Origin of the sequence: Pseudomonas sp. WMBT8, assembly GCF_050916005.1 — a bacterium.
Taxonomy (GTDB): domain Bacteria; phylum Pseudomonadota; class Gammaproteobacteria; order Pseudomonadales; family Pseudomonadaceae; genus Aquipseudomonas.
The window spans coordinates 2,439,955-2,466,701 of the sequence record NZ_CP188096.1; the positions used below are offsets into that span (position 1 = coordinate 2,439,955).

The 26,747-nt window shown below is 62.0% G+C and carries 20 protein-coding genes; 9 read left to right on the forward strand and 11 right to left on the reverse strand.

Annotation, left to right across the window (positions count from 1 at the left end; translation table 11 throughout):
• Nucleotides 1–2 precede the first annotated feature (2 nt).
• Nucleotides 3–1,154: a M14 family metallopeptidase gene (locus ACO77H_RS11380; RefSeq protein ID WP_432755470.1), complete on the reverse strand. Its 1,152-nt coding sequence runs from the start codon at nucleotides 1,152–1,154 to the stop codon at nucleotides 3–5.
• Nucleotides 1,155–1,633: 479 nt separating this feature from the next.
• Entirely contained in the window at nucleotides 1,634–1,981 is a 348-nt protein-coding gene (locus ACO77H_RS11385) for a DUF6124 family protein (protein ID WP_432755471.1), read from the reverse strand.
• A 130-nt stretch (nucleotides 1,982–2,111) separates the two neighbouring features.
• On the opposite strand from ACO77H_RS11385, the gene ACO77H_RS11390 reads away from it, so the two are divergent.
• Nucleotides 2,112–2,756 (forward strand): LexA family protein, encoded by a 645-nt coding sequence (locus ACO77H_RS11390; protein WP_432755472.1) that lies wholly within the window; start codon nucleotides 2,112–2,114, stop codon nucleotides 2,754–2,756.
• Here ACO77H_RS11390 and ACO77H_RS11395 read toward each other — a convergent pair.
• From ACO77H_RS11395 to ACO77H_RS11410, 4 genes are read right to left on the reverse strand one after another with little or no spacing between them, the layout of a single operon-like run.
• A complete protein-coding gene (locus ACO77H_RS11395; RefSeq protein WP_169954374.1) occupies nucleotides 2,753–4,705 on the reverse strand; it encodes an acetyl/propionyl/methylcrotonyl-CoA carboxylase subunit alpha in 1,953 nt (650 codons plus the stop codon). The genes ACO77H_RS11390 and ACO77H_RS11395 overlap by 4 nt on opposite strands.
• Complete coding sequence (locus tag ACO77H_RS11400) at nucleotides 4,702–5,508, reverse strand: gamma-carboxygeranoyl-CoA hydratase (RefSeq protein WP_170057952.1); 807 nt, start codon at nucleotides 5,506–5,508, stop codon at nucleotides 4,702–4,704. The genes ACO77H_RS11395 and ACO77H_RS11400 overlap by 4 nt, the downstream gene beginning before the upstream one ends.
• A gap of 14 nt (nucleotides 5,509–5,522) precedes the next feature.
• Nucleotides 5,523–7,130: a carboxyl transferase domain-containing protein gene (locus ACO77H_RS11405; protein ID WP_432755473.1), complete on the reverse strand. Its 1,608-nt coding sequence runs from the start codon at nucleotides 7,128–7,130 to the stop codon at nucleotides 5,523–5,525.
• A gap of 11 nt (nucleotides 7,131–7,141) precedes the next feature.
• A complete protein-coding gene (locus ACO77H_RS11410; RefSeq protein ID WP_038441790.1) occupies nucleotides 7,142–8,305 on the reverse strand; it encodes an isovaleryl-CoA dehydrogenase in 1,164 nt (387 codons plus the stop codon).
• A gap of 171 nt (nucleotides 8,306–8,476) precedes the next feature.
• On the opposite strand from ACO77H_RS11410, the gene ACO77H_RS11415 reads away from it, so the two are divergent.
• Nucleotides 8,477–10,162: an AMP-binding protein gene (locus ACO77H_RS11415; protein WP_432755474.1), complete on the forward strand. Its 1,686-nt coding sequence runs from the start codon at nucleotides 8,477–8,479 to the stop codon at nucleotides 10,160–10,162.
• 671 nt (nucleotides 10,163–10,833) lie between these two features.
• Here the strand turns inward: ACO77H_RS11415 and ACO77H_RS11420 are convergent.
• The 3 genes from ACO77H_RS11420 to ACO77H_RS11430 all read right to left on the reverse strand — a co-directional run bounded on the left by ACO77H_RS11420 (nucleotide 10,834) and on the right by ACO77H_RS11430 (nucleotide 13,148).
• Complete coding sequence (locus tag ACO77H_RS11420) at nucleotides 10,834–11,733, reverse strand: hydroxymethylglutaryl-CoA lyase (protein ID WP_169954369.1); 900 nt, start codon at nucleotides 11,731–11,733, stop codon at nucleotides 10,834–10,836.
• 13 nt (nucleotides 11,734–11,746) lie between these two features.
• The gene (locus tag ACO77H_RS11425) at nucleotides 11,747–12,148 is read right to left on the reverse strand and encodes a MerR family transcriptional regulator (protein ID WP_154220670.1); all 402 of its coding nucleotides are present in this window, start codon (nucleotides 12,146–12,148) and stop codon (nucleotides 11,747–11,749) included.
• Nucleotides 12,149–12,218: 70 nt separating this feature from the next.
• On the reverse strand, nucleotides 12,219–13,148 hold the full coding sequence (locus tag ACO77H_RS11430) for a LysR family transcriptional regulator (RefSeq protein ID WP_169954368.1): 930 nt from the start codon (nucleotides 13,146–13,148) through the stop codon (nucleotides 12,219–12,221).
• Nucleotides 13,149–13,299: 151 nt separating this feature from the next.
• On the opposite strand from ACO77H_RS11430, the gene ACO77H_RS11435 reads away from it, so the two are divergent.
• Nucleotides 13,300–14,529, forward strand: a complete 1,230-nt coding sequence (locus ACO77H_RS11435) for an acyl-CoA dehydrogenase (RefSeq protein ID WP_029298342.1) — start codon at nucleotides 13,300–13,302, stop codon at nucleotides 14,527–14,529.
• 104 nt (nucleotides 14,530–14,633) lie between these two features.
• Here the strand turns inward: ACO77H_RS11435 and ACO77H_RS11440 are convergent, their stop codons facing one another.
• Together ACO77H_RS11440 and xthA are read right to left on the reverse strand one after the other, a co-directional pair.
• Nucleotides 14,634–15,974 (reverse strand): substrate-binding domain-containing protein, encoded by a 1,341-nt coding sequence (locus tag ACO77H_RS11440; RefSeq protein ID WP_432755475.1) that lies wholly within the window; start codon nucleotides 15,972–15,974, stop codon nucleotides 14,634–14,636.
• A gap of 136 nt (nucleotides 15,975–16,110) precedes the next feature.
• On the reverse strand, nucleotides 16,111–16,923 hold the full coding sequence (xthA, locus tag ACO77H_RS11445) for an exodeoxyribonuclease III (RefSeq protein WP_169954366.1): 813 nt from the start codon (nucleotides 16,921–16,923) through the stop codon (nucleotides 16,111–16,113).
• Nucleotides 16,924–17,110: 187 nt separating this feature from the next.
• Between xthA and ACO77H_RS11450 the strand changes: the two genes are divergently transcribed.
• The 6 genes from ACO77H_RS11450 to ACO77H_RS11475 all read left to right on the forward strand — a co-directional run bounded on the left by ACO77H_RS11450 (nucleotide 17,111) and on the right by ACO77H_RS11475 (nucleotide 26,691).
• Entirely contained in the window at nucleotides 17,111–17,761 is a 651-nt protein-coding gene (locus tag ACO77H_RS11450; protein ID WP_432755476.1) for a GNAT family N-acetyltransferase, read from the forward strand.
• A 64-nt stretch (nucleotides 17,762–17,825) separates the two neighbouring features.
• Nucleotides 17,826–19,553, forward strand: a complete 1,728-nt coding sequence (locus ACO77H_RS11455; RefSeq protein WP_169954364.1) for an autotransporter assembly complex protein TamA — start codon at nucleotides 17,826–17,828, stop codon at nucleotides 19,551–19,553.
• Nucleotides 19,550–23,224 carry a translocation/assembly module TamB domain-containing protein gene (locus ACO77H_RS11460; protein WP_432755477.1) on the forward strand — a complete coding sequence of 1,225 codons (3,675 nt, stop codon included), beginning with the start codon at nucleotides 19,550–19,552 and terminating at the stop codon, nucleotides 23,222–23,224. The genes ACO77H_RS11455 and ACO77H_RS11460 overlap by 4 nt, the downstream gene beginning before the upstream one ends.
• A gap of 220 nt (nucleotides 23,225–23,444) precedes the next feature.
• A complete protein-coding gene (locus ACO77H_RS11465) occupies nucleotides 23,445–23,918 on the forward strand; it encodes a MarR family winged helix-turn-helix transcriptional regulator (RefSeq protein WP_432755478.1) in 474 nt (157 codons plus the stop codon).
• A 41-nt stretch (nucleotides 23,919–23,959) separates the two neighbouring features.
• Complete coding sequence (locus tag ACO77H_RS11470) at nucleotides 23,960–25,162, forward strand: efflux RND transporter periplasmic adaptor subunit (RefSeq protein WP_170043112.1); 1,203 nt, start codon at nucleotides 23,960–23,962, stop codon at nucleotides 25,160–25,162.
• On the forward strand, nucleotides 25,162–26,691 hold the full coding sequence (locus ACO77H_RS11475; protein ID WP_432755479.1) for a DHA2 family efflux MFS transporter permease subunit: 1,530 nt from the start codon (nucleotides 25,162–25,164) through the stop codon (nucleotides 26,689–26,691). The genes ACO77H_RS11470 and ACO77H_RS11475 overlap by 1 nt, the downstream gene beginning before the upstream one ends.
• Nucleotides 26,692–26,747: the final 56 nt, after the last annotated feature.

Below are 26,747 nucleotides of genomic sequence, written 5' to 3' on the forward strand. Positions count from 1 at the left end.
GGTCAGCGCAGTACGTTGACCATGTCCGCCACGGTGCTCAACACGTCCTTGCCCAGTTGCCGGGAGCGTTTGCCAGACCAGCCGGTACGCGGATCGGGCGCATCGTCGTTGTCCTTGAAGGGCATTTCCAGGGTCAGGGACAGGCAGTCGAATTTCTCGCCCACGCTGTTGCACGCCAGGGTCATATTGGCCTGGCCAGGCAGGTCGCGGGTGTAGCCATGGGTGGTCTGGAAGTCGCGGGTCAGCTCGCTCAAGTGGCTGCGAAAGTGTTTTTCCAGGCCTTCGATACGCGGGGTGTAGCCGGGGTTGCCTTCGCACGCTGCGGCGAACACGTAGGGGATTTCCTCGTCGCCATGGATATCCAGGAACAGGTCTACGCCGTACTTCTCCATCTGCTGCTGGACGAACAGCACTTCCGGGCTCAGTTCCTGGCTTGCGCTCTGCCAGGCGCGGTTGAGGTCCTGGCCCATGGCGTTGGTGCGCAGATGGCCATGGAACGCGCCATCCGGGTTCATGTTCGGCACCAGGTACAGGTCGGCGGCGGCCAGGAGTTTTTTCAGCTCATCATCACCGTCCTGTTGCAGGCGTTCGATGATGCCTTCCATAAACCACTCGGCCATGTGCTCGCCTGGGTGCTGCTGGGCAATGATCCACACTTTGCGCTGCCCCGCGTCCCCCTTGCCACGGCGGAGCAGGGAGATATCACGGCCTTCGACACTCTTGCCGGTGGCCAGCAGTTGCGTTCCGGCGCGGTTCAGCGCCTGGTCGATCAACCAGGCGTGGCGCGCGCGGCTGTAGGGCTCGAAGTAGGCGAGCCAGGCGTATTTTTGCTCGGTTTGCAATTCGATGTGCAAGGTTTCGCCATCAAAGCGCGTCGGCACCCGGAACCAGTTGATATGGTCATAGGACGCCACGGCGTTGTAGCCGCTCCAGGCATGTTTGTAGGAAGACTGGCCAGCGTTGCTCAGGCGGAAGGTATGGGTATGACCAATGTGCATCCCTTCGGCCTTGAAGTGGAACCATTGGAAGTGCTGGCTGCGGGTATCCGGCTTGATTGCCAGCAGCAACTGATGGGCATCGCTGGTGTCGAGCACCTGGATATTGCCGCTGTCGAAGTCGCTGCTGATTTTGATGGAGGTCAAGGCCACGGTCATAGTCTGCTTGCCTGAATTTAAATGGTGTGGCGGGCAGTTTACACAGGCGCGGGGTAAAATCTGGACGCAAATTAATGCGAAAAAGAAGGGGGCGTCATCCTTGACGCTGCAGCAGCTTAGAGTCTATGAGATTGATTCTCAAGTGCTAATTTGGAAAGATCCGGGCTAGAGCGCTTTATCGGCTTTCTTTCGGCGATGGTCTTTTGCTACCATGCGCGCCATCAAGCAACACACAGTCTTCATTAGCCTGAAGCCACGCCAGAATAACTGGCAAAAAAAAGACCCGGCCAAAGAGCCGGGTCAAAAACCGTGATTAGCCTGATGAGGAGATATTCCAAGAGTCCGACCTAAGGTCCCTTGGTCTATCGACTGATCTCGCGACCAGCTGCATGCAATAATAATCATTATCATTTGCAAGTCAAATGTTTTTATCTGCCAGATAGAAATATTTTTCCTTCTGTTCCTGCACGCCTACCGGGTCAAGGGGTTTTCCCGCCGACCAGTTGCAGTGGACGCTCCAGCATGGCCTTGGCCATATCAATCAGATACACCACCGAAAACGCCAGGTCCCGGGTGCCCCCCAGCTTGTTGTTCGCCAGCTCATACGCGATGGCGGCGGCGCTGCGTAGCAGGTCCGAAGCGTGGACCAGGGCTTCTTCATGGCTGACAGTGGGGCTGGCCTCGAACCAGGCCACATCGTCCGATGTGGGCTCGGCGTCTTCTTTGAAGTAGTAGTCCAAGGCGCGCCGGGCTGCGTCGCTGCCCTGCAAGCACTTAATTTCATCGTAATCAGGTGTACCAGGCAGGTGATCCGGGGTTGTGGTCATGTGGTCGGTGCTCTGGGTGGGAAGGTGAACAGGTGGAGCTGATAATAATACGATCTGTATTTATGTCATTTGATTGATTACTACAAACTGTTTATTGTCGCCGCGAATACACCCGGTATTGTCATGCCCCATGGATAAATGGATAGCGTTGGTCAAAGCCAACATGAAGGCCCGCAAGGTCACGCAAAACCAACTGGCCGCGCGCCTGGGCATGTCCCAGGGTGGCGTTGGGCATTGGCTGGGCAAGCGCCGGGTACCGAGCCTCGACGACATGAACCGGGTGCTCGAGGAGCTGGGCCTGGGTTACCTGGAAGCGGCACTGGTAATCCGCGAGAAGGGCGAGGCCCCGGCCGACGAAGCCGCGCCGGCCGTTCAATACAACCCGTATTTTCGCTACCCCGTGAGGGACTGGAAGCAGCCCGGCCGGGTCCATGAATCGCGGCCGGCCTACGGCCCTGCGCGTTTTGAGGCGAGCGACTACGACGCCGATGGCGAGGCGTTCTGGCTGCAGGTGAGCGGTGATGCGATGACGGCACCGAGCGGGCCGAGCATCGCCGAAGGGATGATGATCCTGGTGGACCCGGCTCTCGCCGCCGAGCCCGGCAAATTGGTGGTAGCCCAATGGGCCGGCAGCAGCCAGGCGACCTTTCGCAAGTTGATCGAGGAAAGCGGCCAGCGTTACCTGATGCCGCTCAACCCGACCTACCCCAAGGCCCTGCTCACCGATGACTGTCAGATCATCGGCGTCGTGGTACAGGCCACGGTGAAGTTCTAGGCCAGGGCCTCCAGCTCCACCAAGGCGCTGCCTTCGCCGACCATTTCGCCTTCCTGGCAATACAGCGCCTTGACCACCCCCCCATGGGGCGCGCGGATGCTGTGCTCCATCTTCATGGCCTCGAGCACCACCAGTTGTGTGCCAGCCTCGACCGTCTGCCCGACTTCCACCAGCACCCGCACGATGCTGCCGTTCATCGGCGCAGTGAGGCCGCCCTGATGGGCCTGTCCGGCATCGACGGCGGCGATCGGATCAAACAGCGTCACGCCGCGCATCTCACCCTGCCAGCGCAGGAACAGCGTCTGCCCATGGCGCACGGCCAGGTGCGAGCGGCGGATTCCGGCATCCGCGATCACCAAGTGTTCGTCGCGCAGTTGCGGCACAGCGTGCGTTTGCAGCGTTACCAAGCGGTCCTGGCCGTCGCAGCTCAGGTGCAGTGAAGTCTCGGCGGGCAGGCCCGCACGAAAGCCCTGCGTCGCAGCCCACGGCGAGGCGGGGTCGTCGTCCCGCAGTCGAGGCAGTTGGCTTTGCATAAACGCGTGCCCAGCCGCGTGCCAGAACTCATCGCTCAAGGCGCTGGCGCCCGGCAGCAATTGCTCCTGATAGCGCGGGATGAAGCCGGTATCCAACTGCGCCGCAGCGAATGCCGGGTGGCCGATGATGCGCCGCAAAAAGCCCAGGTTGGTCTTCAAGCCGCCGACCGCAAACTCGTCGAGCATGCTCAACAGACGCAGGCGCGCCTGTTCGCGGTCCTCGCCCCAGGCAATCAGTTTTCCAAGCATCGGGTCGTAAAAGGGCGAGACGTCGTCGCCCTGCTCGACGCCACTGTCCACCCGGCGTCCCGGGCCTGGCGCCGATTCACGGTACAGCGCCAGATGCCCGGTGGCCGGCAAAAAGTCATTGGCCGGGTCTTCGGCATACAGCCGCACTTCAATGGCATGGCCGCGCAACGGCACCTGCTCCTGGGTGATTGGCAGCGGCTCGCCTTGCGCCACGCGAATCTGCCAGGCCACCAGGTCCAGGCCGGTGATGGCCTCGGTCACGGGGTGTTCCACCTGCAAGCGGGTGTTCATCTCCATGAAGAAGAATTCACCGCGCGCATCCAGCAGAAACTCCACGGTGCCGGCGCCCACATAGCCAATCGCCTGGGCGGCACGCACCGCTGCCTCGCCCATGGCCTGGCGCAGGGCAGGGCTGAGGCCGGGGGCCGGTGCTTCTTCGACAACCTTTTGATGGCGACGCTGGATCGAGCAGTCGCGTTCATTGAGGTACAGGCAATGGCCGTGCTGGTCGGCGAATACCTGGATCTCTACGTGGCGCGGCTTGATCAGGTATTTCTCCACCAGCATCTGCGCGTTGCCAAACGACGACAGCGCCTCGCGCTGGGCCGAGGCCAGGGCTTCGGCCAGTTGGCTTTCGTCCTCGACCACTTTCATGCCCTTGCCGCCGCCGCCGGCCGTGGCCTTGAGCAGCACCGGGTAGCCAATGCGCGCGGCGGCCTGGCGGAAGGTTTCCAGGTCCTGGCCGGCCCCGTGGTAACCCGGTACCAGCGGCACGCCGGCGGTTTCCATCAATGCCTTAGCCGCCGACTTGCTGCCCATGGCATCAATGGCCGAGGCAGGTGGGCCGAGGAAAATCAGCCCAGCCTCTTCAATCGCCCGCGCAAATCCCGGGTTTTCGGAAAGAAAGCCATAGCCGGGATGAATCGCCTGGGCGCCGCTGGCCTTGGCCGCGGCGATCAGTTTGTCGATCTGCAGGTAACTGTCGGCGGCCTTGCTGCCGCCCAGGTCCACCCGGATATCGGCTTCGCGGCTGTGGCGCGCATCGCGGTCCGTAGCGCTGTGTACGGCAACGGTGGTCATGCCCAACGCCTTGGCCGTGCGCATGACCCGGCAGGCGATTTCGCCACGGTTGGCCACCAGTACGCAGGTAATCAACGGTGCACTCATGAGCGCGGCTCCTGGGACTGCCAACTGGGCGCACGCTTGTGCAAAAACGCGCGCAGGCCTTCCTGGCCTTCGGCGCTGACGCGGATGCGTGAGATGGCATTTTCGCAGTAACGGCGCAACGCCGGGGTGAGTGCGCCGTTACCCACTTCGCGCAGTAGATCCTTGCTGGCGCGCATGGCGGCCGGGCTGTTGAGCAACAGGTTGGCGATCCATAGTTCGACTTGCTGATTCAGCGCCTCAAGCGGGTAGCTTTGCGCCAACAGCCCGATGGCTTGCGCCTGTTGGCCGTCGAAGCGTTCTGCGGTCAAGGCATAGCGGCGTGCCGCACGCTCGCCAATCGCCTGCACCACAAACGGGCTGATGACCGCCGGTGCGAGGCCGATGCGTACTTCTGACAGGCAGAACTGCGCATCATCGGCGCCAATGGCCATGTCGCAGCAACTGATCAGGCCCAGCGCGCCGCCATAGGCCGCGCCCTGGACCACCGCCAGTGTCGGGATCTTCAGTTTGGCCAGGTTGTACATCAACTCCGCCAGCTCGCGGGCGTCGTCGAGGTTGGTGTGGTAGTCCAGCTCGGCCGACTGCTGCATCCAGGCCAGGTCCGCGCCGGCGCTGAAATGCTTGCCGCGCCCGCGTACCAGTAAAAAGCGCAGGGAGGCATCGGCCTGCACCTGGTCCAGGGCAATGATCAGCTCACGGATCATTTCGGCGTTGAACGCGTTGTTCTTCTGTTCCCGGCTCAACCACAGCGTGGCAAAGCCACGGGGGTCGTTGACCAGTTCAACGGTGTTGAAATCGCTCATGGGTGCAGCTCCAATTACATGCGGAACACGCCGAAGCGGCTCGGCTCGATGGGGGCATTCAGCGCGGCGGACAAGGCCAGGGCCAGCACGTCACGGGTCTGCAAGGGGTCGATGACGCCGTCATCCCACAGGCGGGCGCTGGAGTAGTAGGGGTGGCCTTGAGTTTCGTACTGGTCGAGGATCGGCTGCTTGATCTGCGCTTCGTCCTCGGCGCTGAACGCCTGGCCACCGCGTTCGGCCTGCTCGCGCTTGACCTGCACCAGCACGCCGGCGGCCTGTTCGGCGCCCATCACGCCAATGCGGGCGTTGGGCCACATCCACAAAAAGCGCGGGTCATAGGCGCGTCCGCACATCCCGTAGTTACCGGCACCAAAGCTGCCGCCGATGATCACCGTGAATTTCGGCACCTTGGCGCAGGCCACCGCCGTGACCAGCTTGGCCCCGTGCTTGGCGATGCCACCGGCTTCGTACTTCTGCCCGACCATAAAGCCGGTGATGTTCTGCAAGAACAGCAGGGGAATCCCGCGCTGGCAGGCCAGTTCGATAAAGTGCGCGCCTTTTTGCGCAGCTTCGGCGAAGAGGATCCCGTTGTTGGCGAGGATCGCGATGGGGTAGCCATGCAAATGGGCAAAGCCGCAGACCAGCGTGGTGCCGAACAGCGCCTTGAACTCATCGAAGACCGAGCCGTCCACCAGTCGCGCAATCACTTCGCGCACATCAAAAGGTTGCTTGGCGTCGGCCGGGATCACCCCGTACAACTCGTCGCTGGCGTACAGCGGCGCGACCGGCGTGCTCTGTTGCAACTGCCCCTGCTTGCGCCAGTTGAGGTTGGCAACGCTGCGCCGGGCCAGGGCCAGGGCGTGTTCGTCGCTGTCGGCGTAGTGGTCGGCCACCCCGGAGATCTTGCAGTGCACGTCGGCCCCGCCAAGGTCTTCGGCGCTGACCACTTCGCCGGTGGCGGCCTTCACCAGTGGCGGGCCGGCGAGGAAGATAGTCGCCTGCTGGCGCACCATGATCGCTTCATCGGCCATCGCCGGCACATAGGCGCCGCCAGCGGTGCAGGAACCCATGACCACGGCGATCTGCGGGATGCCTTGCGCGCTCATGTTGGCCTGGTTGAAGAAGATCCGCCCAAAGTGCTCGCGGTCGGGAAACACCTCATCCTGGCGCGGCAGGTTGGCGCCGCCGGAATCCACCAGGTAGATGCACGGCAGGCGGTTCTGTTCGGCGATGGTCTGTGCGCGCAGGTGTTTTTTTACGGTCAGCGGGTAGTAGGAGCCGCCTTTTACCGTAGCATCGTTGGCGACGATCATGCATTCCACGCCTTCAACGCGGCCGATCCCGGCGATCACGCCAGCAGCCGGTACGTCTTCACCGTAGACCTGATACGCCGCCAGTTGGCTGAGCTCAAGGAACGCCGAGCCCGGGTCGAGCAGGCGGTTGATGCGCTCGCGCGGCAGCAGCTTGCCACGGGAGGTATGACGCTCCTGGGCCTTGCTGCCGCCGCCTTGCTGGACCTGGGCGAGCAGGGTGTGCAAGGCATCGACCTGTTTGAGCATCGCCGCGCTGTTGGCGGCGAATTCTGCCGAACGCGGGTTGAGTTGGGTGTGCAGGGTGGCCATGGTGCACTCCCTCAGCGGGTTTCGTTGAACAGTTCGCGACCAATCAGCATGCGCCGGATCTCACTGGTGCCCGCGCCGATTTCATACAGCTTGGCATCGCGCAGCAGGCGGCCTGCGGGGAATTCATTGATGTAGCCATTGCCGCCGAGAATCTGGATTGCATCAAGAGCCATCTGCGTTGCGCGTTCGGCGCTGTACAGGATCACCCCGGCGGCGTCCTTGCGCGTGGTTTCGCCACGCTCGCAGGCCTGTGCCACGGCATAGAGGTAGGCGCGGCTGGCGTTGAGCTGGGTGTACATGTCGGCGACCTTGCCCTGGATCAACTGGAACTCACCGATGCTCTGGCCGAACTGCTTGCGGTCGTGGATGTACGGCACGATCAGGTCCATGCAGGCCTGCATGATCCCGGTAGGGCCACCGGAGAGCACCACGCGTTCGTAGTCCAGGCCGCTCATCAGCACTTTGACCCCGCCATTGAGCGCGCCGAGGATGTTTTCTTCGGGCACTTCGACGTCATCGAAAAACAGCTCGCAGGTGTTGGAGCCGCGCATGCCCAGCTTGTCGAACTTGTTGCTGCGGCTGAACCCTTTGGCGTCGCGTTCGACGATAAACGCGGTAATGCCGTGGGCGCCTTTTTCCAGGTCGGTCTTGGCGTAGATCACATAGGTGTGGGCATCGGGGCCGTTGGTGATCCAGGTCTTGCTGCCGTTGAGCACGTACACGCTGCCACGCTTGTCGGCGCGCAGCTTCATCGACACCACATCGGAACCGGCATTCGGCTCGCTCATGGCCAGGGCGCCAATGTGCTCGCCGCTGATCAGCTTGGGCAAGTACTTGAGTTTTTGCTCGTGGTTGCCGTTGCGGTTGATCTGGTTGACGCACAGGTTGGAGTGCGCGCCGTAGGACAGCGCCACCGAGGCCGAGCCACGGCTGATTTCTTCCATGGCCACCACGTGGGCCAGGTAACCCAGGCCGGCACCGCCGTATTCTTCCGGCACGGTGATGCCCAATAGGCCCATGTCACCGAACTTGCGCCACATATCCACGGGGAACAGGTTGTCGATATCAATCTGCGCTGCCCGTGGCGCCAGCTCCTTGGCCACGAAGGCCTGCACCTGGTCGCGCAGCATGTCGATGGTTTCACCGAGGGCGAAGTTCAGGGTCGGGTAACTCATGGGAGGGCACCTATAAACATTATTGTTGTGGGGCTGGCGACGCCATTGGGCGATCACCTTTACGTTAACGTAAACTTGCGTTGCATGACTGTCAATCGTAGCTTACGTTAACGTCAAGCTCGCGCCTGACCGGCGCACCGTCCACCTACAAAAAAGACAATAGGGGTCGTCATGGATCAACCGAATCAGAGCTACAGCCGTGGCCCACAGGACAAGGCCCTATTGGCCATGACCATCGGCCAGGCATTTGACCGCACCGTGGCGCAGCACCCGGAGGGCGAGGCCTTGGTGGTGCGCCATCAGCAACTGCGCTACACCTGGCGGCAACTGGCCGAAGCTGTGGACCTGCATGCACGCGGGCTGCTGGCCCTGGGGTTGCAGGCCGGGGATCGCTTGGGCATCTGGGCGCCGAACTGCGCCGAGTGGTGCATCAGCCAGGTGGCCAGCGCCAAGCTCGGGGTGATCCTGGTCAACATCAACCCGGCCTACCGCAGCAGTGAACTGGAATACGTGCTCAAGCAGTCGGGTTGCCAGTGGTTGATCTGTGCCGGCGCGTTCAAGTCCTCCGACTACCACGGGATGCTGCAGGCGCTGGTGCCGGAACTGGCGGAGCAGGGCATCGGCCAGTTGCACTGTGATCTGTTGCCGCAACTGCGCGGGGTGATCAGCCTGGAGGCGCGACCGCCCTCGGGGTTCCTGCCCTGGTCGCAATTGTCGGCTCTGGGGACGGGTACCCCCCCGGAACAATTGCACCACCGCGAGGCCAGCCTGCACTTCGATCAAGCCGTCAACATCCAGTACACCTCCGGTACCACGGGCTTCCCCAAGGGCGCCACCCTCAGCCACCACAACATTCTCAACAACGGCTACATGGTTGGCGAAAGCCTGGGCCTGACCGCGCAGGATCGCCTGGTGATCCCGGTGCCGCTCTATCATTGCTTTGGCATGGTCATGGGTAACCTGGGCTGCATCACCCATGGCACCACCATGATCTATCCCAATGACGGCTTCGACCCGCTACTGACTCTGGCCGCCGTGGCCGAAGAACGCGCTACCGGCCTGTACGGCGTACCGACGATGTTTATCGCGGTGCTCGATCATCCGCAACGCAGCACGTTCGACCTGTCGACCCTGCGCACCGGGATCATGGCCGGTTCCACCTGCCCGATCGAGGTGATGCGCCGGGTGATCAGCGACCTGCACATGAGCGAAGTGCAGATTGCCTACGGCATGACCGAGACCAGCCCGGTGTCGTTGCAGACCGGTGCGGATGATGACCTGGAGCGGCGCGTGACCACGGTTGGGCGCACCCAGCCCCAGCTGGAAAGCAAGATCATCGACGAAGCCGGCAACACCGTGCCGCGTGGGCAGATCGGCGAGTTGTGCACCCGAGGCTACAGCGTGATGCTCGGCTACTGGAACAACCCCGAGGGCACCCGCGAAGCCATCGACGACGCCGGCTGGATGCACACCGGCGACCTGGCGACCATGGATGAGCAGGGTTACGTGTGCATCGCCGGGCGTAACAAAGACATGATCATTCGCGGTGGCGAAAACGTGTACCCACGGGAGCTGGAGGAGTTCTTCTTCACCCACCCGGCGGTGGCGGATGTGCAGATCATCGGCATTCCCGACGAGCGTTACGGCGAAGAGATCGTGGCCTGGATCAAATTCCACCCGGGGCAGGTGGCCAACGAGCTGGAACTGCAGACCTGGTGCAAGGGGCGCATTGCACACTTCAAGACGCCGAAGCATTTCCGGTTTGTCGAAGAGTTTCCGATGACGGTGACGGGGAAGATCCAGAAGTTTCGCATGCGTGAGATCACGATCGAGCAACTGCGAACGCTGAAACCCTGATCGCCCCGATCTAAAGGGTGGGAGCTGGCTTGCCTGCGATTGCGGTTTATCAGTCAACAATTGAGTCGCTGACACACCGCTATCGCAGGCAAGCCGGCTCCCACATTAACGGTGGCGTGTCAGTCGGTATTGTTTTCATCCAGACAGCACAAAGGGGAGCCGAAGCTCCCCTTTAATTTGTTGTTACGTGCTCTTTTTTTATTATTGAGGGGCGGTCTGTTGTTGTTTTTGGCAACCGTGGCCCTTTACCGCTGTTTTTGGCGACCCCCATCCGGGGTCAAGAGCAAACGTATTTTTTTGAGCGCTGATCTGCTTCTTCGCACGCGATCCAACCAGTGGGTAGCTACCTTGAGGTAGTTTTATTGTTCTCTGCCCGGTTGCGAGTGGCGGCTTGCGCCGTACCCTGCGAAGCACATCTTCTCCAAAAAAATCTGTTAGCTGCGTCTCTGCCGTGTTGTTTTTGTTATGTCAGAGTCGTTACGTCTTATTTTTATTAGGTTTGGTGCTTTTTATTCTTGTTATGCCATAGAGATAGCAGGAGCCGTGCCAACTTTTAAAAGTCCTTTAAAATCAATGGCTTGATTTTTATGAGGGAAATTTACTTCAGAAAATGCGACAAGATATGTTCCCGTGTTACCCGATGTGTAGCCGCGAGGTAACACAAGCGCTACTCAATGGGCATTGCGGGCCCTGGCCACGCGTGAGCCGGTAGGGCGGCCCAGGACCGTACAGATCTGCTGGCCCGCCACAATCAACTGGTCCATGTCGATACCGGTCTCGATGCCCAGGCCATCGAGCAGGTACAGCACGTCCTCGGTGGCCACGTTACCGCTGGCGCCCTTGGCATAGGGGCAGCCGCCAAGGCCGGCGATAGAGCTGTCGAACACCTGTATACCTTCCAGCAGGCTGGCATAGACATTGGCGATGGCCTGGCCGTAGGTGTCATGGAAATGCCCGGCGAGCTTTGCCCGTGGCACGTCCTTGCCCACCACCTCGAACATGCGCCGCGTAGCCCCTGCGGTGCCGGTGCCGATGGTGTCGCCCAACGACACCTCGTAACAGCCCATGGCATACAGCTCACGGGCCACGGCGGCCACTTGCTCCGGCGCAACCCGGCCTTCGTAAGGGCAACCCAGCACACAGGACACATAGCCGCGCACACTCACACCATGCTGCTGCGCCGCCGCCATGATCGGCGCAAAGCGCTCCAGGCTCTCGCTGATGGAGCAGTTGATATTGCGCTGGGAAAACGCCTCGGACGCCGCCGCAAACACCGCGACTTCCTTGACCCCGGCCGCCAGCGCGTCCTCGAACCCACGCAGGTTCGGCGCCAGCGCGCCGTAGATCACGCCGGGCTTGCGCTGGATCTGTGCAAACACTTCGGCGGAGCCGGCCATTTGCGGGACCCACTTGGGCGAGACAAAACTGCCGACTTCGATGTAACCCAGGCCTGCCGCACTGAGGGCATCGACCAGTTGCACCTTGTCGGCCACGCTGATCGGCTGTGCTTCGTTTTGCAGGCCGTCGCGCGGGCCGACTTCGACCAGGCGCACATGAGAGGGGAGAGACATGGGATCTACCTTTTTATTGGGGTTGGCCGACCTGGCTCTGGATCGTCTGTTCCAGGGCCTGGGTGCAACGTTCTTCGGCGGTGTCCAGTTCCAGCTTCATCTGTTCGATGTCCAGCAACTGTTGTTCCAACTGCTCACGGCGTTCGCTGATCTTCGCCAGCATGCTGTGCAATTGCTTTTGATTGCCGCTGCTGGGGTCGTAGAGCTCGATCAGTTCGCGGCATTCGGCCAGGGAAAAACCGATGCGCTTGCCACGCAGGATCAGCTTGAGGCTGACTTTGTCCCGGGGCGAATAGATACGCTCCTGGCCTCGGCGTTCAGGGCTCAAGAGGCCTTGTTCTTCATAGAAGCGAATGGCCCGGGTGGTGATGTCCAACTCGCGGGCCAGGTCGGAGATGCTGTAGGTCGTGCTCATGGTCGCGCTCAAGGAGGGTCTTGGCGCTACGCTAATGGCTGCTTGACGTAAACGTCAAGCAAATCACCACCTACGCGTTATCCAACTTCTTCTCGCGCGCCGTGACCTGCTGGCACAACTCGATCATCTGCTCGCGCATCCAGCGGTTGGCCGGGTCCTGGTCGGTGCTTTCATGCCAGTACAGGTGGGTTTCCACCGGCGGCACATCATTGACCGGCAGGTTGAATGAGTGCAGATCGTTACGCCGTGCAAAGCGCTCGGGCACGGTCATCACCATATCGGTCTGCTGCAGGACCTGGGAGGCCATCAGGTAATGCTGCGAACGCAGGGCGATCTTGCGCTGGATCCCCATCTTGCCCAGGGCCAGGTCGACGTGGCCCAGGCCATTGCGCCGGCTGGAAATATGGATATGGGTCAGCGCCAGGTAGTCATCGAGGCTGAATTTTTCCTTGCCCGCCATCGGGTGGCCCTTGCGCATGGCACACACGTAGCGGTCTTCCATCAGCTTGACGTGGCGCACTTGCGGGTCGGTGTTGAGCGGCGCGTCCACCGCAAAATCCAGGCGGCCGGCGGCCAGTTCCTTGGTGGTTTCCCGACGTTTGGACAAAAAGCTCTCGATGATCACCGTGGGCGCCAGGCGGCGCAGGCGCTGGAACAGCGGCGGCAGGATCACCGCTTCAGTGAGGTCGGTCATGCTGATGCGGTAGGTCTTGGCCGCCTGCAACGGGTTGAAGATCCGGCTTTCCTGCACCGACACCCGCAGCAACGACAAGGCGTTGCGCACCGGGCCAATGATGTTCTGGGCCATCGGAGTCGGCACCATGCCCTGGGCGGTGCGCACGAACAACGGGTCGTTGAAGGTCTCGCGCAGGCGTGCCAGGGCGTTGGAAACCGCCGGCTGGGTGATGCCGACGATCTGCCCGGCGCGGGTCAGGTTGGCTTCGGTGTAGATCGCGTCAAACACGATGAAAAGATTGAGGTCGACCTTGCTCAGATTCATTTCGTTGCGCTCTTCTTGTTAGGTTTTCATGCGCCGATCATATATCGGTGATGAATGTTAATACACGCCGAGAATAGGCTAGGTAAATTATCAACGCTGTTCTAGCATCGATTGCATGACCTAAACAACCTCTCCAAGAAGGGAGCTGCTCATGGATTTTGCCTATTCGCCCAAGGTTCAGGAACTGCGTGAACGCGTTACCGCGTTTATGGATGCTTACGTGTACCCCGCCGAGCCGGTGTTCGAGCGCCAGGTCAGCGAAGGTGATCGCTGGCAGCCCACCGCCATCATGGAAGAGCTCAAGGCCAAGGCCAAGGCCGAAGGCCTGTGGAACCTGTTCCTGCCGGAGTCCGAACTGGGCGCCGGCCTGACCAACCTGGAATACGCGCCGCTCGCCGAAATCATGGGCCGCTCCCTGCTGGGGCCGGAGCCCTTCAACTGCTCGGCGCCCGACACCGGCAACATGGAAGTGCTGGTGCGCTATGCCAACGAAGAGCAGAAGCAACGTTGGCTGGAGCCGCTGCTGCGCGGCGAGATCCGCTCGGCATTCGCCATGACCGAACCGGATGTGGCGTCTTCCGACGCCACCAACATGGCCGCCCGCGCCGAGCGCCAGGGTGACGAGTGGGTGATCAACGGGAAGAAGTGGTGGACCTCCGGCGCGTGCGACCCGCGTTGCAAGATCCTGATCTTCATGGGCCTGAGCAACCCGGATGCGCCGCGCCACCAGCAGCACTCGATGATCCTGGTGCCGGTGGATGCACCGGGGGTGAAAATCGTCCGGCCGCTGCCGGTGTTCGGCTACGACGACGCGCCCCACGGGCATGCCGAAGTCCTGTTCGACAACGTGCGTGTGCCGTACGAAAACGTCCTGTTGGGTGAAGGTCGCGGCTTTGAAATTGCCCAGGGGCGCCTTGGCCCGGGCCGTATCCACCACTGCATGCGCTCCATCGGCATGGCTGAACGCGCCCTGGAATTGATGTGCAAACGCTCGGTCAGCCGCACCGCCTTTGGCAAGCCGTTGGCACGCCTGGGTGGCAATATCGACAAAATCGCCGACTCGCGGATGGAAATCGACATGGCGCGCCTGCTGACGTTGAAGGCGGCCTACATGATGGATACGGTCGGCAACAAAGTGGCGAAAAGTGAAATCGCCCAGATCAAGGTGGTGGCGCCGAATGTGGCCTTGAAGGTGATTGACCGGGCGATCCAGATCCATGGCGGTGCCGGGGTCTCCAATGACTTCCCGCTGGCCTATATGTACGCCATGCAGCGCACCCTGCGCCTGGCCGACGGCCCGGATGAAGTGCACCGCGCGGCCATTGGCAAGTTCGAGATTGGCAAGTATGTGCCTAAAGAGCTGATGCGCAGCGGCCAGTAGGACCGCGTCGCCTGCATCGCGGGCAAGCCCGCTCCCACACTGACCTCTGTGGGAGCGGGCTTGCCCGCGATTGCGGTGGGCCAATCAACCCCCGTCTGCAGGTTTCAATACACCCAGACCTCCACCCGGCGATTCTTGATCCGCCCCTCATCCACGGTGTTGGCCGCTACCGGCATCTCGGCGCCAAAGCCGCGAATATCGCGCAACACCACGCCACTCTTGACCAACTCCCTGCGCACTGCCATCGCCCGCAGCTTGGACAGCAGGTCGGCGCGCTGCGGGTCATCCTTGGCATCACCAAACCCCACCAGCGTGACCCGCTTGTCCCGTTTGTCGTGGCTGCCTATATAAGCCACCACCCGCGCCAGATCCTGGCGTGCCTTGTTGTCCAGGCTGGCACTGCCTTCTTCGAAGCGAAAGTTCACGCTCAGGCGCTGCGCCTCGCGGGCGATGGCCTGGTAGGCCTCGGGCATCGGTGCCCGAGGCTGCACGGTGATGGCCTGGACCTGTTGGGCGATAAAGCCATTGGCGGCCACGATGGCCTGGCCCTGGGCGCTTTGGGCAAAGTCCACCAGGGCCTCGGCCCAGGGGTTGCTGTTATTGGGCGGCAGGTAGAAAAACAAGCGGCGCGACAGCGGATAGTCCTCGGTGGCGATCAGGCTGCTCTGCGGCAACATGGCTTGGGAGTCACCGTCAATGATGGCTGCGGCCTTGGCCTGGCGCACGTAGGGCAGGCCGATAAAGCCGATGCCTTGCGGGTCTTGGCTGACCGCATCGGACAATTGTTCGCTGGACTCAAAGCGCTTGGCGGTGCTGTCGAGGGTTTTGCCGCGACGGCTGAGCACCAGTTCCTTGAAGGTGTCGAAGGTGCCGGATTGATCATCTCGGGCATACAGCCGGATCTTCCCGCCGCTGGCGCCCAAGGCTTCCCAGGTGCTGATTTCGCCGCTGAAAATCCTCGCCAGTTGGTCGGTGGTCAGCATCTGCAGTGGGTTGCTTGGATGCAGGATGATCGCCAGGCCATCGATGGCAATCACCTGTTCGGCGCCGGGGCTTTTCAGGTCGCCCAGGGGTTCAAGCTCGACCAGCTCGCGGTCCTTGATCGGGCGCGACGCGGCGGCCAGGTCGGCCTCGGCATTTTTCAGCGCGGCGAAGCCGGTGCTGGTGCCGTGGGCGGCGATTTCCACCTGCACTCGCTTGCCCTGGGGGCTGGTGCCGACGAGGCGCTGTTCGTTGGGACGGCTGGCCGGTTCACGGTGCACGGCCTTCAGGCCCTGTTGCTCCATCAGGCCCTTGACCAACGCCGGGCCCAGCGCCGCGCCAATGGTATTGGAACCCTGGATGCGCAAGGCCGGGCCATGTTCGGGAAAGGGTAGGGGCGTTGCAAGCGCCGCAAGAGGAAAAGCGCCGCAGAGGGCCAGCAGGTACAGAACGCGCAGCATCATGCCGCCACCTTCTCAAGCCAAAGGAAGTGCGGGCAGATTAAGTCAGTAAGGTTGCCAAAATATGACTGACACCCAGCCTATCCAAATGTGGGAGCTGGCAAGCCAGCTCCCACATTTTATGGTGTTGGCGCAAAGATCAGCTCAGTTCCAGCCAGATCGGCGCATGGTCCGATGGTTTTTCCAGGCCGCGCAGCTCGTAGTCCACACCCGCGTCCTTGACCCGTGGCAGCAGGCCATTGGAGGCCATGATCAGGTCGATGCGCAGGCCCCGCTTGGGTTCATCTTCAAAACCGCGGCTGCGGTAATCGAACCAACTGAAGCGATCGGCCACATCCGGGTTCAGGTGCCGGAAGCTGTCCGTCAGGCCCCAGTTCTTCAGGCGCGCCATCCATTCGCGCTCTTCCGGCAGGAAGCTGCATTTGCCGGTCTTCAGCCAGCGCTTGGCGTTGTCGGCACCGATGCCGATGTCGCAATCCTCGGGGGAGATGTTCACGTCGCCCATCACCACCAGCGCCTGGTCATTGCTGAACTGGGTTTGCAGCAGGTTTTGCAGGTCTTCGTAGAAGCGCTGCTTGGCCGGGAACTTGGTTGGGTGGTCGCGGCTTTCACCCTGTGGGAAATAGCCGTTCATGATGGTGATCGGGTTGCCGTGTTCATCAGCAAAGGTGCCCCAGATAAAGCGGCGCTGGGCATCTTCTTCGTCGCTGGCAAAACCCTTGTGCAGGGCCAGTGGTTCCTGGCGCGAGAGCAGGGCGACACCGTAGTGGCCTTTCTGCCCGTGGTAGTACACGTGGTAACCCAGGGCCTGGACTTCGGCCAGCGGGAACTGGTCGTCGTGGACCTTGGTTTCCTGCAGGCCGATCACGTCCGGTTGATGTTTGTCGATCAGGGCCGCCAGCTGATGAGGCCGGGCGCGCAGCCCGTTGATATTGAAGGAGACGATTTTCATGGTCGGCAGTCCAGTCTGGCAAAAGGGCGATGCTAGCCGACAAGTCGGACGGGGGCCAGCGTGGCGGTAGGACAGATGCACTGCTAATGTCTCTCAAGGAGCCGATGGCAGGGAACGACTCAGTTGCCCCGGGCTCGTAACAATAAGAGCGCGGCCTTTTGAGTTGCGCCCAGGGGAGATACACCGGATGCCTGATACCTCGACCGCCATTGCCCAGGTTCATATGCTCGACCGCGGCTATTCGCGCGAAGCGCGTTCGCTGCTGTTCCACGCCTATCGCCATGAGCCGACCTTCGCCTATCTGTTCGAAGCCGAACGCTCCGGTTATGAGCAGCGGGTCAGGGCCACCGTGCGCGAGCTGGTCAAGCAGCATTTTCTCCAGGAACTGCCGGCGATCGGCCTGCTGGTCAATGACCGGCTGATCGGCATCGCCCTGATTGCCCCGCCACAACGGCGCCTGGGCATCACGGAAAGCTGGGCCTGGCAATTGCGCATGTGGCTGAGCACCGGTGTGCGCTGCACCCGGCGTTACCTCGAATATCATCAGGCGGTGTTGGCTTGCCTGCCGTCCGAGTCGGTGCATGTGTTGCCGCTGCTGGGGATCCACCCGCAATTCCAGGGCAAGCACTACGGTGAGCAACTGCTGGAAGCCGTGCATAACTGGTGCGCGCAAGACCCGCATTCACAAGGGGTGGTGCTGGACACTGGCAATCCGCTCTACCTGGAGTTCTACAAGCGCCAGGGCTATGACGAAGTCGGAGAGGTGGCTGTAGGACCCATCCTGGAGCATGTGTTTTTTCACCCGAATCCCCAGGTGTTACAACCTGCAACGCCTTAACACAGAATTATTCAGACAATTCCCGGTTCTAAGGTGCTCCCCAGCTCGTGTAGCATCCGCGCCTATGAAGTTTTCAAATAGATTTACCAGCGGCTTGATTCTGCTGTTCACAAGCTGCGGCGCCCTGGCGCAAAGCGAGTTGGACGTGCGGGTCAAACCTTCAAACGATGCGCTGAAGGCCAATATCGAAGGCTATATCGGCGGGGTTGGCGAGCGTGACGAGGAGGCCTTGCTGCGCTTTAGCCGCGGTGCCGAGGAGCAGGCGCGCAAGGCCGCCCAGGCACTGGGCTATTATCAGCCGCAGATTGCCAGCGAGGTGAAGCCCGGCAAGAACCCGCGCCTGATCCTCAGCATCGACCCCGGCGAGCCCGTGCATTTGCGTAATGTCACGATTCGGGTGGACGGCCCGGCGGCCGAGCTCAAATCCTTTCGCGTACCTGACAGCCAAGACCTCAAGTCCGGCGCCGTGCTCAACCATGGCCATTACGAAGACGCCAAGCGCCTGATCCAGAACCAGGCCTCGCGCTTCGGCTATTTCAGTGGCCGCTTCACGCGTCAGACCCTGTCCGTCGACCCCCAGGCGGGCGTGGCCGATATCGAACTGGTCTACGACAGCGGCCCGCGCTACACCCTCGGCAAGGTCAACTTTGCTGGCGATACCCCGTTTGATGAAGAACTGTTGCAGCGCATGGTGCCGTTCCAAAGTGGCACCCCCTACGATTCCGAATTGATTGCCGAGCTGAACCAGGCCCTGCAATCGAGTGGCTATTTCGAGGGTGTGCGGGTGGATGCCGCCCCGGCCGCGGCGGCCAATGATGTGATCCCGGTGGCGGTCCAGCTGGAAACCCGCAAACCGCGAACCATGGGCCTGGGCCTGGGGTTTTCCACCGACGTCGGCCCGCGTGGCAAGGCCAATTGGACGCGGCACTGGGTCAACCCCCAAGGGCACAGCTATGGCTGGGAGGCCGAGTTGTCGGCGCCCCGGCAGAACGTCGGCCTGTGGTACGACATTCCCCTCGATCCGCCGCTGACTGACAAGCTGCGTTTTGCCGGTGGCTACCAGAACGAAGAAATGGCCAACACCGACACCCTCAGCAAGTTGCTCACCCTCGGCCCGGAATGGCACAGCAAGTTGCCCAGCGGTTGGACACGGGTGATCTCGCTCAAATGGCAGCGCGAAGAATATCGCCTGGGGGACGACTCCGGCTTGAGCAATCTGCTGATGCCCGGAATCAGCTATTCCTACCTGCGCAGCGACAACCGCATCGACCCCCATAACGGCTATCGCCTGCAGTTCGATACCAAGGTGGCCAAGGAAGGGCTGGGTTCGGACACCAACCTGCTGTACGGCACGGCGATGATCAAGGGCTTGACCACCGTGTGGGACAAGCACCGCTTCCTCGGCCGTGCGCAGTTTGGCGGCAGCGCCACCAATGGCTACAAGTCGGTGCCGCCGTCCCTGCGCTTTTTTGCAGGTGGCGACCAGAGCGTGCGCGGCTACGAGTACCAGACCCTGTCCCCGGAAAACAACAAGGGCGACCGCATCGGTGGCCGCTACATGGTGGCCTTGAGCGCCGAGTATCAATATTCCATCGCCGAAAAATGGCGGATCGCGACCTTTGTCGACCAGGGCAACTCCTTTAACAGCCTGGAATTGCCGAGCCTGAAAACCGGGGTCGGGGTCGGCGTGCGCTGGGTGTCGCCGGTCGGCCCGATTCGCCTTGACCTGGCCCATGCCCTGGAAGATCCGGGCGGCATTCGTTTGCACTTTTCCATGGGGCCTGAGCTGTGAAGCGTGGTTTGAAAATAGCGGGTCTGAGTGTGGTGGCGGTTGCAGCCCTGGTGCCGCTGGCTGTCTGGAGCGTACTGGGTACGCAAGTCGGCAGTCGCTGGGCCCTCGGCCAAGTCCCGGGGTTGACCGTGGATAACTTCCAGGGCCGCCTGGGCGGGCAATGGAGCGCCGACCAGGTGCTGTGGCAACAAGACAGCAGCCGCGTGGAGCTCAACGCGCCGAAGTTCGATTGGTCACCGGCGTGCCTGTTGCGAATGACCTTGTGCATCCGGCAACTGGATGTGGAGCAGGTCAGCCTGCAATTGCCACCCAGCACCGAAGACAGCAGCGGCCCGATTACCCTGCCGGACTTGAACCTGCCCGTGGCCATCGAACTGGGCGACGTGCGCGTCGGCAGTCTGCTGTTCAACGGCAGCGAAGAACTCCAGGGCCTGCAACTGGCCGCGCACTGGACGGCCGCGGGGATGCAGATCGACGCGGTGCACCTGCAACGCGAAGGCCTGGTGCTGGACCTCAACGGCGTGCTGCAACCCACCGGTGACTGGCCGCTGACGGCGAGCGGTAACCTGAGCCTGCCCTACGCCCCGGGCGGCGCGCCGTGGGCTGTGGCGCTGAACGTCACCGGTGATTTGCTCAAGACCCTCAAGCTCGACGCTGACAGCACGGGCTACCTGCCCGCCAAACTCAGCGGCGAACTGCAACCCCTGGTCGAGAACCTGCCCGCGCAGTTGCGCATCACCGCCGATGGCTTCAAACCCGCCGCCGACCTGCCGGACACCTTGCAACTCAACCAACTGGACCTGACTGCCAAGGGCGACCTGGGCACGGGCTATCAGCTGCTGGGCAAGGCTGTATTACCCGCAGAAAAAGGCCCGGTTGACCTGTTGCTGCAAGGCCGGGTCGATGCCAAGGGCGCGCAGATCGCCGGCCTGGACCTGAACGCCGGGGACAAGCAAAGCCTCAAGCTCAGTGCCCAATTGGATTGGCAGCAGGGTTTGAGCGCAGACGCAAAAATCGACTGGCTGGACTTCCCCTGGCATCGCCTGTATCCGCTGATTGACGAGCCGCAAGTGGTGTTGCGCACCTTCAACGGCGAAGTCTCCTACAAGGACGGCAACTACCTGGGCAATCTCAAGGCCGACCTCGACGGCCCGGCCGGCAAATTCAGCCTGGTCACGCCGTTCAGCGGCGACCTCAAGCAAGTGTTCCTGCCCGAGCTGAAATTGACCGCTGGCCAGGGCAAGGCCGAAGGCCACCTGAACCTGCAATTTGCCGAGGGCATCGCCTGGGACACGGCGCTGGACCTGTCGGCGCTGAACCCGGCGTACTGGGTCGCAGAACTGCCGGGCACCCTGGCCGGGCCGCTGCGCAGCAAGGGTGAGTTGAAGAACGAACAACTCAAGCTCAACGCCGACCTCGACCTCAAGGGCCGCCTGCGCGGCCAGCCTGCGGTGCTGGCGGCCAAGGCCGAAGGCGCGGGCGAGCAATGGACCCTGGCCAACCTGGATATCCGCCTGGGTGACAACCGCATCAATGGCAGTGGCAGCCTGCAACAACGCCTGGCCGGGCAGATTGACATCAAGCTCGCACGCCTGGCCCAGCTGTGGCCGCAGTTGCGTGGGCAGGTCAACGGTCGGCTCGATGTGGCCGGTACGTTGAACGCACCCCAGGGCAAGCTCGACCTCAAGGGCCAGCAACTGGTATTTGAAGAAAACCGCCTGCAAGCCCTCAGCCTGGACGCGACGCTCGATAGCGCACAGCGGGCGAAGATCGACCTCAAGGGCAGCGGCATCCAGGCCGGTGACACCCAGCTCGGTACCCTGACCGCCAGTGCCCAGGGCGATATCAAAAGCCAGAAAGTCCAACTGGAGCTGATGGGCCCCCTGGTCAAGCTGGCCCTGGCCCTGGACGGCAATCTTGACAAGGGCAACTGGCGCGGGCGCCTGGCCAGTGGCGATGTGCAGGCCGGTGGCCAGGACTGGAAACTGCAGGCCCCGGCAAAAATCGAGCGCATGGCCGACGGCAAGCTGACGTTCGCCGCCCACTGCTGGGTCTCCGGGCCCGCCAGCCTGTGTGGCGAAGACCAGCGGCTGATGCCTGATCCCAAGCTGCGTTACCACCTCAAGCAGTTCCCCATCGACAGCCTGGCGCAATGGCTGCCCAAGGATTTTGCCTGGCAGGGCAAGCTCAACGCCGATATCCAACTCGACCTGCCGGCCAGCGGCCCCAAAGGCCTGATCGCGGTGGATGCCAGTGGCGGCACGCTGCGGGTCAAGGATAAGGACCAATGGCTGGATTTCCCCTACGACACCCTCAAGCTGGAAACCACGCTCAACCCCACGCGCATCGATACCCAGCTGAATTTTCACGGTGGCAAGCTGGGTGAGTTGCTGTTGCAGGCGCAGATCAACCCGGTGGCGAAAAACAAGCCGATCTCCGGCAACTTCAGCCTCACCGGCCTGGACCTGGCGGTCGCGCGGCCGTTTGTGCCGATGGTGGAAAAACTCAATGGCAAGCTCAATGGCAGCGGGCGCATCTCCGGCGGGTTGTTGGCGCCGCAGGTCAACGGCAGCATCAACCTGATCGCCGGCGAGATTTCCGGGCCCGAACTGCCCATCAGCCTTGAAGGCCTGAACGTGCAGGCCCTGATCGCCGGCGAAAGCGTGCAGCTCAACGGCGGCTGGCGCAGTGGCAAGGCCGGGCAGGGCAGCCTCAAGGGGCAGATCGACTGGGGGCGGGCGCTGGTCGTTGACCTCAGCCTGCAAGGTTCCCAGTTGCCGGTGACCGTCGAACCCTACGCCAAGCTGGAAGTGGCGCCCGACCTGAAGATCACCCTCAAGGACGACAAGTTGGCAATTGCCGGCAATGTGCACATCCCGCGCGGCGATATCACCGTGCGCGAACTGCCGCCGTCCACGGTCAAGGTTTCGGATGACACAGTGATCGTTGGCAGCCAGACCGAAGAGGGCAAGCCGCCGATGGCCATGGCCATGGATATCAACGTGGTGGTGGGCGAGGACCAGCTCAACTTTGCCGGCTTCGGCCTGACCGCCAAGGTCCAGGGCCGGGTGCACATCGGCGACAACCTGGACACCCGTGGCGAACTCTGGCTCAACGACGGCCGTTACCGCGCCTACGGCCAGAGGCTGGATGTACGGCGTGCGCGCCTGCTGTTCGCCGGGCCGCTCGACCAGCCGTACCTGGATATCGAAGCCATCCGCAAGACAGACGACGTAATCGCCGGTATCCGCCTGAGCGGCAGTGCCGAGCAACCGACCACGCAAATCTTTTCGGAACCGGCCATGAGCCAGGAGCAGGCGTTGTCTTATCTGGTGCTCGGCCGCCCGTTGAGCACTACTGGCGAAGATAACAACATGCTGGCGCAAGCGGCGCTGGGCCTGGGGTTGATGGGCAGTGCCGGGGTGACCTCGGACATTGCCAAGAACCTGGGGATCCAGGACTTTGAACTGGACACCCAGGGCAGTGGCAATAACACCGCCGTGGTGGCCAGCGGCAAGATCACCGAGAAACTCAGCCTGCGTTACGGGGTCGGGGTATTCGAACCGGCCAGTACCATCGCCTTGCGTTACCTGCTGAGCAAGCGGGTGTACCTGGAAGTGGCCAGCGGCGTAGCCAGCTCCCTGGATATCTTCTACAAGCGCGATTTCTGACGTTTAGCCCACACCAACCTGTAGGAGCTGGCTTGCCAGCGATATCGGTCTGTCAGGCACTGGAAATAGTGACTGAACTACCGCTATCGCTGGCAAGCCAGCTCCTACAGTTGTGTCGTGGGGTATACCAAGCAACCTAACTATTTGTTTGACATTCGCTGCCTAGGCAGTAATATTTGGTCACATATTCACTGCCTAGGCAGTAATAAGGTGACTTTCGATGAAACACTTCACCCCGGAAAACTTCCACAACTGCCATCTCGGCCTGTTGCTGGGGCGCGCCGCGATTCTCAAAGACCGCATCATCGACACCCATATGGAACCCCACGGCATCACTGCCGCGCAGTTCAAGGTGTTGATCATCATGGCCCAGTTCGGCGTCGATACCCCGGCGGAGCTATGCCGCAACCTGTCCCTGGACAGCGGCTCGATGACCCGCATGCTCGATCGCCTGGAGCAAAAAGACCTGCTGGCGCGCAAGCGTTCCGAACAGGACCGGCGCCAGGTGCAACTGGTGCTGACCGCAGAAGGCCAGCGCCTGGCGGACATGTTGCCGCAGATCGGCGCCCAGGCCCTCAACCAGCTGGCTGGGGTGCTGGAGCCGGGGGAGTTGCAGACCCTGGAACACATCCTGAAGAAAATCCTGATCGCCGCCGGTGACCCCATCACGCTGCAGCGGGTCGGGACTCAATGAACACGCCAGTCACGCGCGCTGAATAACGCAAGGTACTTGTCATGGCTACTGCCCAAGCAAACAACACCGCTCAAACCCAACCCGACGACAGCAACCCGCGCAAACGCAAAATCATGTTGCTGGGCCTGGCGCTGGTCGTCGTGCTCTGCGTCGTGGGCGTCTGGGGCTGGTACGAACTGTATGGCCGCTGGAGCGAAAGCACCGACGATGCCTACGTCAACGGCAACGTGGTGGAAATCACCCCGTTGGTCACCGGCACTGTGGTCAGCATTGGCGCCGACGATGGCGACCTGGTCCACGAAGGCCAGGTGCTGATCAACTTCGACCCCAACGACGCAGCCGTCGGCCTGCAAAGTGCCCAGGCCAACCTGGCGCGCACGGTACGCCAGGTGCGCGGCCTGTACAGCAATGTGGATGGCATGAAAGCCCAGGTACAGGCGCAAAAAGCCCAAGTGCAGACCGCCCAGGACAACTTCAACCGCCGCCGAATCCTCGCACAGGGCGGCGCGATTTCCCTGGAAGAACTGTCCCATGCCCGCGACGCCCTGAGCGCGGCGAGCAACTCATTGGCCAACCTGCAACAGCAACTCAATACCTCCACCGCGTTGGTGGATGACACGGTGATTTCCTCCCATCCGGATGTACAGGCCGCTGCCGCGCAACTGCGCCAGGCCTACCTGGCCAATGCGCGCAGCACCCTGATCGCACCGGTTACCGGCTACGTCGCCAAGCGCACCGTGCAACTGGGGCAGCGGGTCGAGCCGGGTACCGCGTTGATGGCGGTGATTCCCCTGGACCAACTGTGGATCGACGCCAACTTCAAGGAAACCCAACTGCGCCAGATGCGCATTGGCCAGCCGGTGGACATCGAGGCCGATCTCTACGGCAGCGACGTGAAGTACAGCGGCACCGTCGACAGCCTCGGCGCCGGTACCGGCAGCGCCTTTGCCTTGCTGCCGGCGCAGAACGCCACCGGCAACTGGATCAAGATCGTGCAGCGGGTGCCGGTGCGCATTCACATCAATGCCCAGGAGTTGGCCGAGCACCCATTGCGGGTGGGGCTGTCGACCCAGGTGCAAGTCAACCTGCATGACCAGAGCGGCCCGGTGCTGGCGCAACAACCGCCGCAAAAAGCTTCGTTCAGCACCACTGTGTATGACCGCCAGTTGGCCGAGGCCGACGCGATGATCACCCAGTTGATCCATGACAACAGTGTGGCCGCGCCGAAGGCTGCGCAACGCTGATGAGCAATAACGCCTCCTTCACGCCACCCAGCTTGCTGATGGCCACCATTGGCCTGTCCCTGGCGACCTTTATGCAGGTGCTCGACACCACCATCGCCAACGTGGCGCTGCCGACCATCTCCGGCAACCTGGGGGTGAGTTCGGAGCAGGGCACCTGGGTCATCACCTCATTTGCCGTGAGCAATGCTATTGCGCTGCCGTTGACCGGCTGGTTGAGCCGGCGCTTTGGCGAGGTGAAGCTGTTTTTGTGGGCCACCATTTTGTTTGTGCTGGCCTCGTTCCTGTGTGGTATCTCCACCTCGATGCCTGAGCTGATCGGCTTCCGGGTCCTGCAGGGCTTGGTCGCGGGGCCGTTGTACCCGATGACCCAGACCCTGTTGATCGCGGTCTATCCGCCTGCCAGGCGGGGCATGGCCCTGGCATTGCTGGCGATGGTCACGGTGGTCGCTCCAATTGCAGGCCCGATTCTTGGCGGTTGGATCACCGACAGCTACAGCTGGCCGTGGATCTTCTTTATCAACGTGCCCATCGGGATTTTTGCGGTGATGGTGGTGCGTGCGCAGCTCAAGAAGCGGCCGGTGGTCACCAGCCATCAGCCGATGGATTATGTTGGCCTGTTGAGCCTGATCGTCGGGGTCGGTGCCTTGCAGATCATCCTCGACAAGGGCAATGACCTGGACTGGTTCGAGTCCAATTTCATCATCATCGGCGCGGCCATTTCGGTGATCGCCCTGGCGGTGTTCGTGATCTGGGAAATGACCGACAAACACCCGGTGGTCAACCTGCGCCTGTTTGCCCACCGCAACTTCCGCATCGGCACCATCGTGCTGGTGCTGGGCTACGCCGGGTTCTTTGGTATCAACCTGATCCTGCCGCAATGGCTACAGACGCAGATGGGCTACACCGCCACCTGGGCCGGGCTGGCCGTGGCGCCGATCGGTATCCTGCCGGTGCTGATTTCGCCCTTTGTCGGCAAGTACGCACACAAGTTCGACTTGCGGCTGCTGGCCGGCCTGGCGTTCCTGGCGATTGGCCTGAGCTGCTTTATGCGCGCCGGCTTCACCAATGAAGTGGACTTCCAGCACATCGCCCTGGTGCAACTGTTCATGGGCATCGGCGTGGCGCTGTTCTTCATGCCGACCTTGAGCATCCTGATGTCCGACCTGCCGCCGCACCAGATCGCCGACGGCGCAGGCCTGGCGACCTTCCTGCGGACCCTGGGTGGCAGCTTTGCGGCATCGTTGACCACCTGGATCTGGATTCGCCGGGCTGACCAGCATCATGCCTACATGAGCGAGAGCATGAGTGTGTACGACTCGGCCACCCGCGATGCCCTGAACACCCTGGGCGGTGCGGGCCACAAGGCCTATGCGCAACTGGACCACGTCCTCACCAGCCAGGCATACATGATGTCTACCGTGGACTACTTCACCTTGCTGGGGTGGATGTTCATGGGCTTGATCCTGCTGGTGTGGCTGGCCAAGCCGCCGTTTACCGCAAAGGCGGGGCCGGCGGCGTCGGGTCACTGATCTTGAATTGCAATGCAGTCAACTGTAGGAGCTGGCTTGCCTGCGATGGCATCACC

What these genes read in the sequence shown, in the direction of transcription:
- ACO77H_RS11425 (WP_154220670.1), bottom strand. Translation starts at nt 12,148, where the DNA reads ATGAGCACGACCTACAGCATCTCCGACCTGGCCCGCGAGTTGGACATC.
- ACO77H_RS11385 (WP_432755471.1), bottom strand. Translation starts at nt 1,981, where the DNA reads ATGACCACAACCCCGGATCACCTGCCTGGTACACCTGATTACGATGAA.
- ACO77H_RS11470 (WP_170043112.1), top strand. Translation starts at nt 23,960, where the DNA reads ATGGCTACTGCCCAAGCAAACAACACCGCTCAAACCCAACCCGACGAC.
- ACO77H_RS11475 (WP_432755479.1), top strand. Translation starts at nt 25,162, where the DNA reads ATGAGCAATAACGCCTCCTTCACGCCACCCAGCTTGCTGATGGCCACC.
- ACO77H_RS11450 (WP_432755476.1), top strand. Translation starts at nt 17,111, where the DNA reads ATGCCTGATACCTCGACCGCCATTGCCCAGGTTCATATGCTCGACCGC.
- xthA (WP_169954366.1), bottom strand. Translation starts at nt 16,923, where the DNA reads ATGAAAATCGTCTCCTTCAATATCAACGGGCTGCGCGCCCGGCCTCAT.
- ACO77H_RS11390 (WP_432755472.1), top strand. Translation starts at nt 2,112, where the DNA reads ATGGATAAATGGATAGCGTTGGTCAAAGCCAACATGAAGGCCCGCAAG.
- ACO77H_RS11435 (WP_029298342.1), top strand. Translation starts at nt 13,300, where the DNA reads ATGGATTTTGCCTATTCGCCCAAGGTTCAGGAACTGCGTGAACGCGTT.
- ACO77H_RS11455 (WP_169954364.1), top strand. Translation starts at nt 17,826, where the DNA reads ATGAAGTTTTCAAATAGATTTACCAGCGGCTTGATTCTGCTGTTCACA.
- ACO77H_RS11380 (WP_432755470.1), bottom strand. Translation starts at nt 1,154, where the DNA reads ATGACCGTGGCCTTGACCTCCATCAAAATCAGCAGCGACTTCGACAGC.
- ACO77H_RS11430 (WP_169954368.1), bottom strand. Translation starts at nt 13,148, where the DNA reads ATGAATCTGAGCAAGGTCGACCTCAATCTTTTCATCGTGTTTGACGCG.
- ACO77H_RS11395 (WP_169954374.1), bottom strand. Translation starts at nt 4,705, where the DNA reads ATGAGTGCACCGTTGATTACCTGCGTACTGGTGGCCAACCGTGGCGAA.
- ACO77H_RS11405 (WP_432755473.1), bottom strand. Translation starts at nt 7,130, where the DNA reads ATGGCCACCCTGCACACCCAACTCAACCCGCGTTCGGCAGAATTCGCC.
- ACO77H_RS11440 (WP_432755475.1), bottom strand. Translation starts at nt 15,974, where the DNA reads ATGATGCTGCGCGTTCTGTACCTGCTGGCCCTCTGCGGCGCTTTTCCT.
- ACO77H_RS11415 (WP_432755474.1), top strand. Translation starts at nt 8,477, where the DNA reads ATGGATCAACCGAATCAGAGCTACAGCCGTGGCCCACAGGACAAGGCC.
- ACO77H_RS11400 (WP_170057952.1), bottom strand. Translation starts at nt 5,508, where the DNA reads ATGAGCGATTTCAACACCGTTGAACTGGTCAACGACCCCCGTGGCTTT.
- ACO77H_RS11410 (WP_038441790.1), bottom strand. Translation starts at nt 8,305, where the DNA reads ATGAGTTACCCGACCCTGAACTTCGCCCTCGGTGAAACCATCGACATG.
- ACO77H_RS11465 (WP_432755478.1), top strand. Translation starts at nt 23,445, where the DNA reads ATGAAACACTTCACCCCGGAAAACTTCCACAACTGCCATCTCGGCCTG.
- ACO77H_RS11420 (WP_169954369.1), bottom strand. Translation starts at nt 11,733, where the DNA reads ATGTCTCTCCCCTCTCATGTGCGCCTGGTCGAAGTCGGCCCGCGCGAC.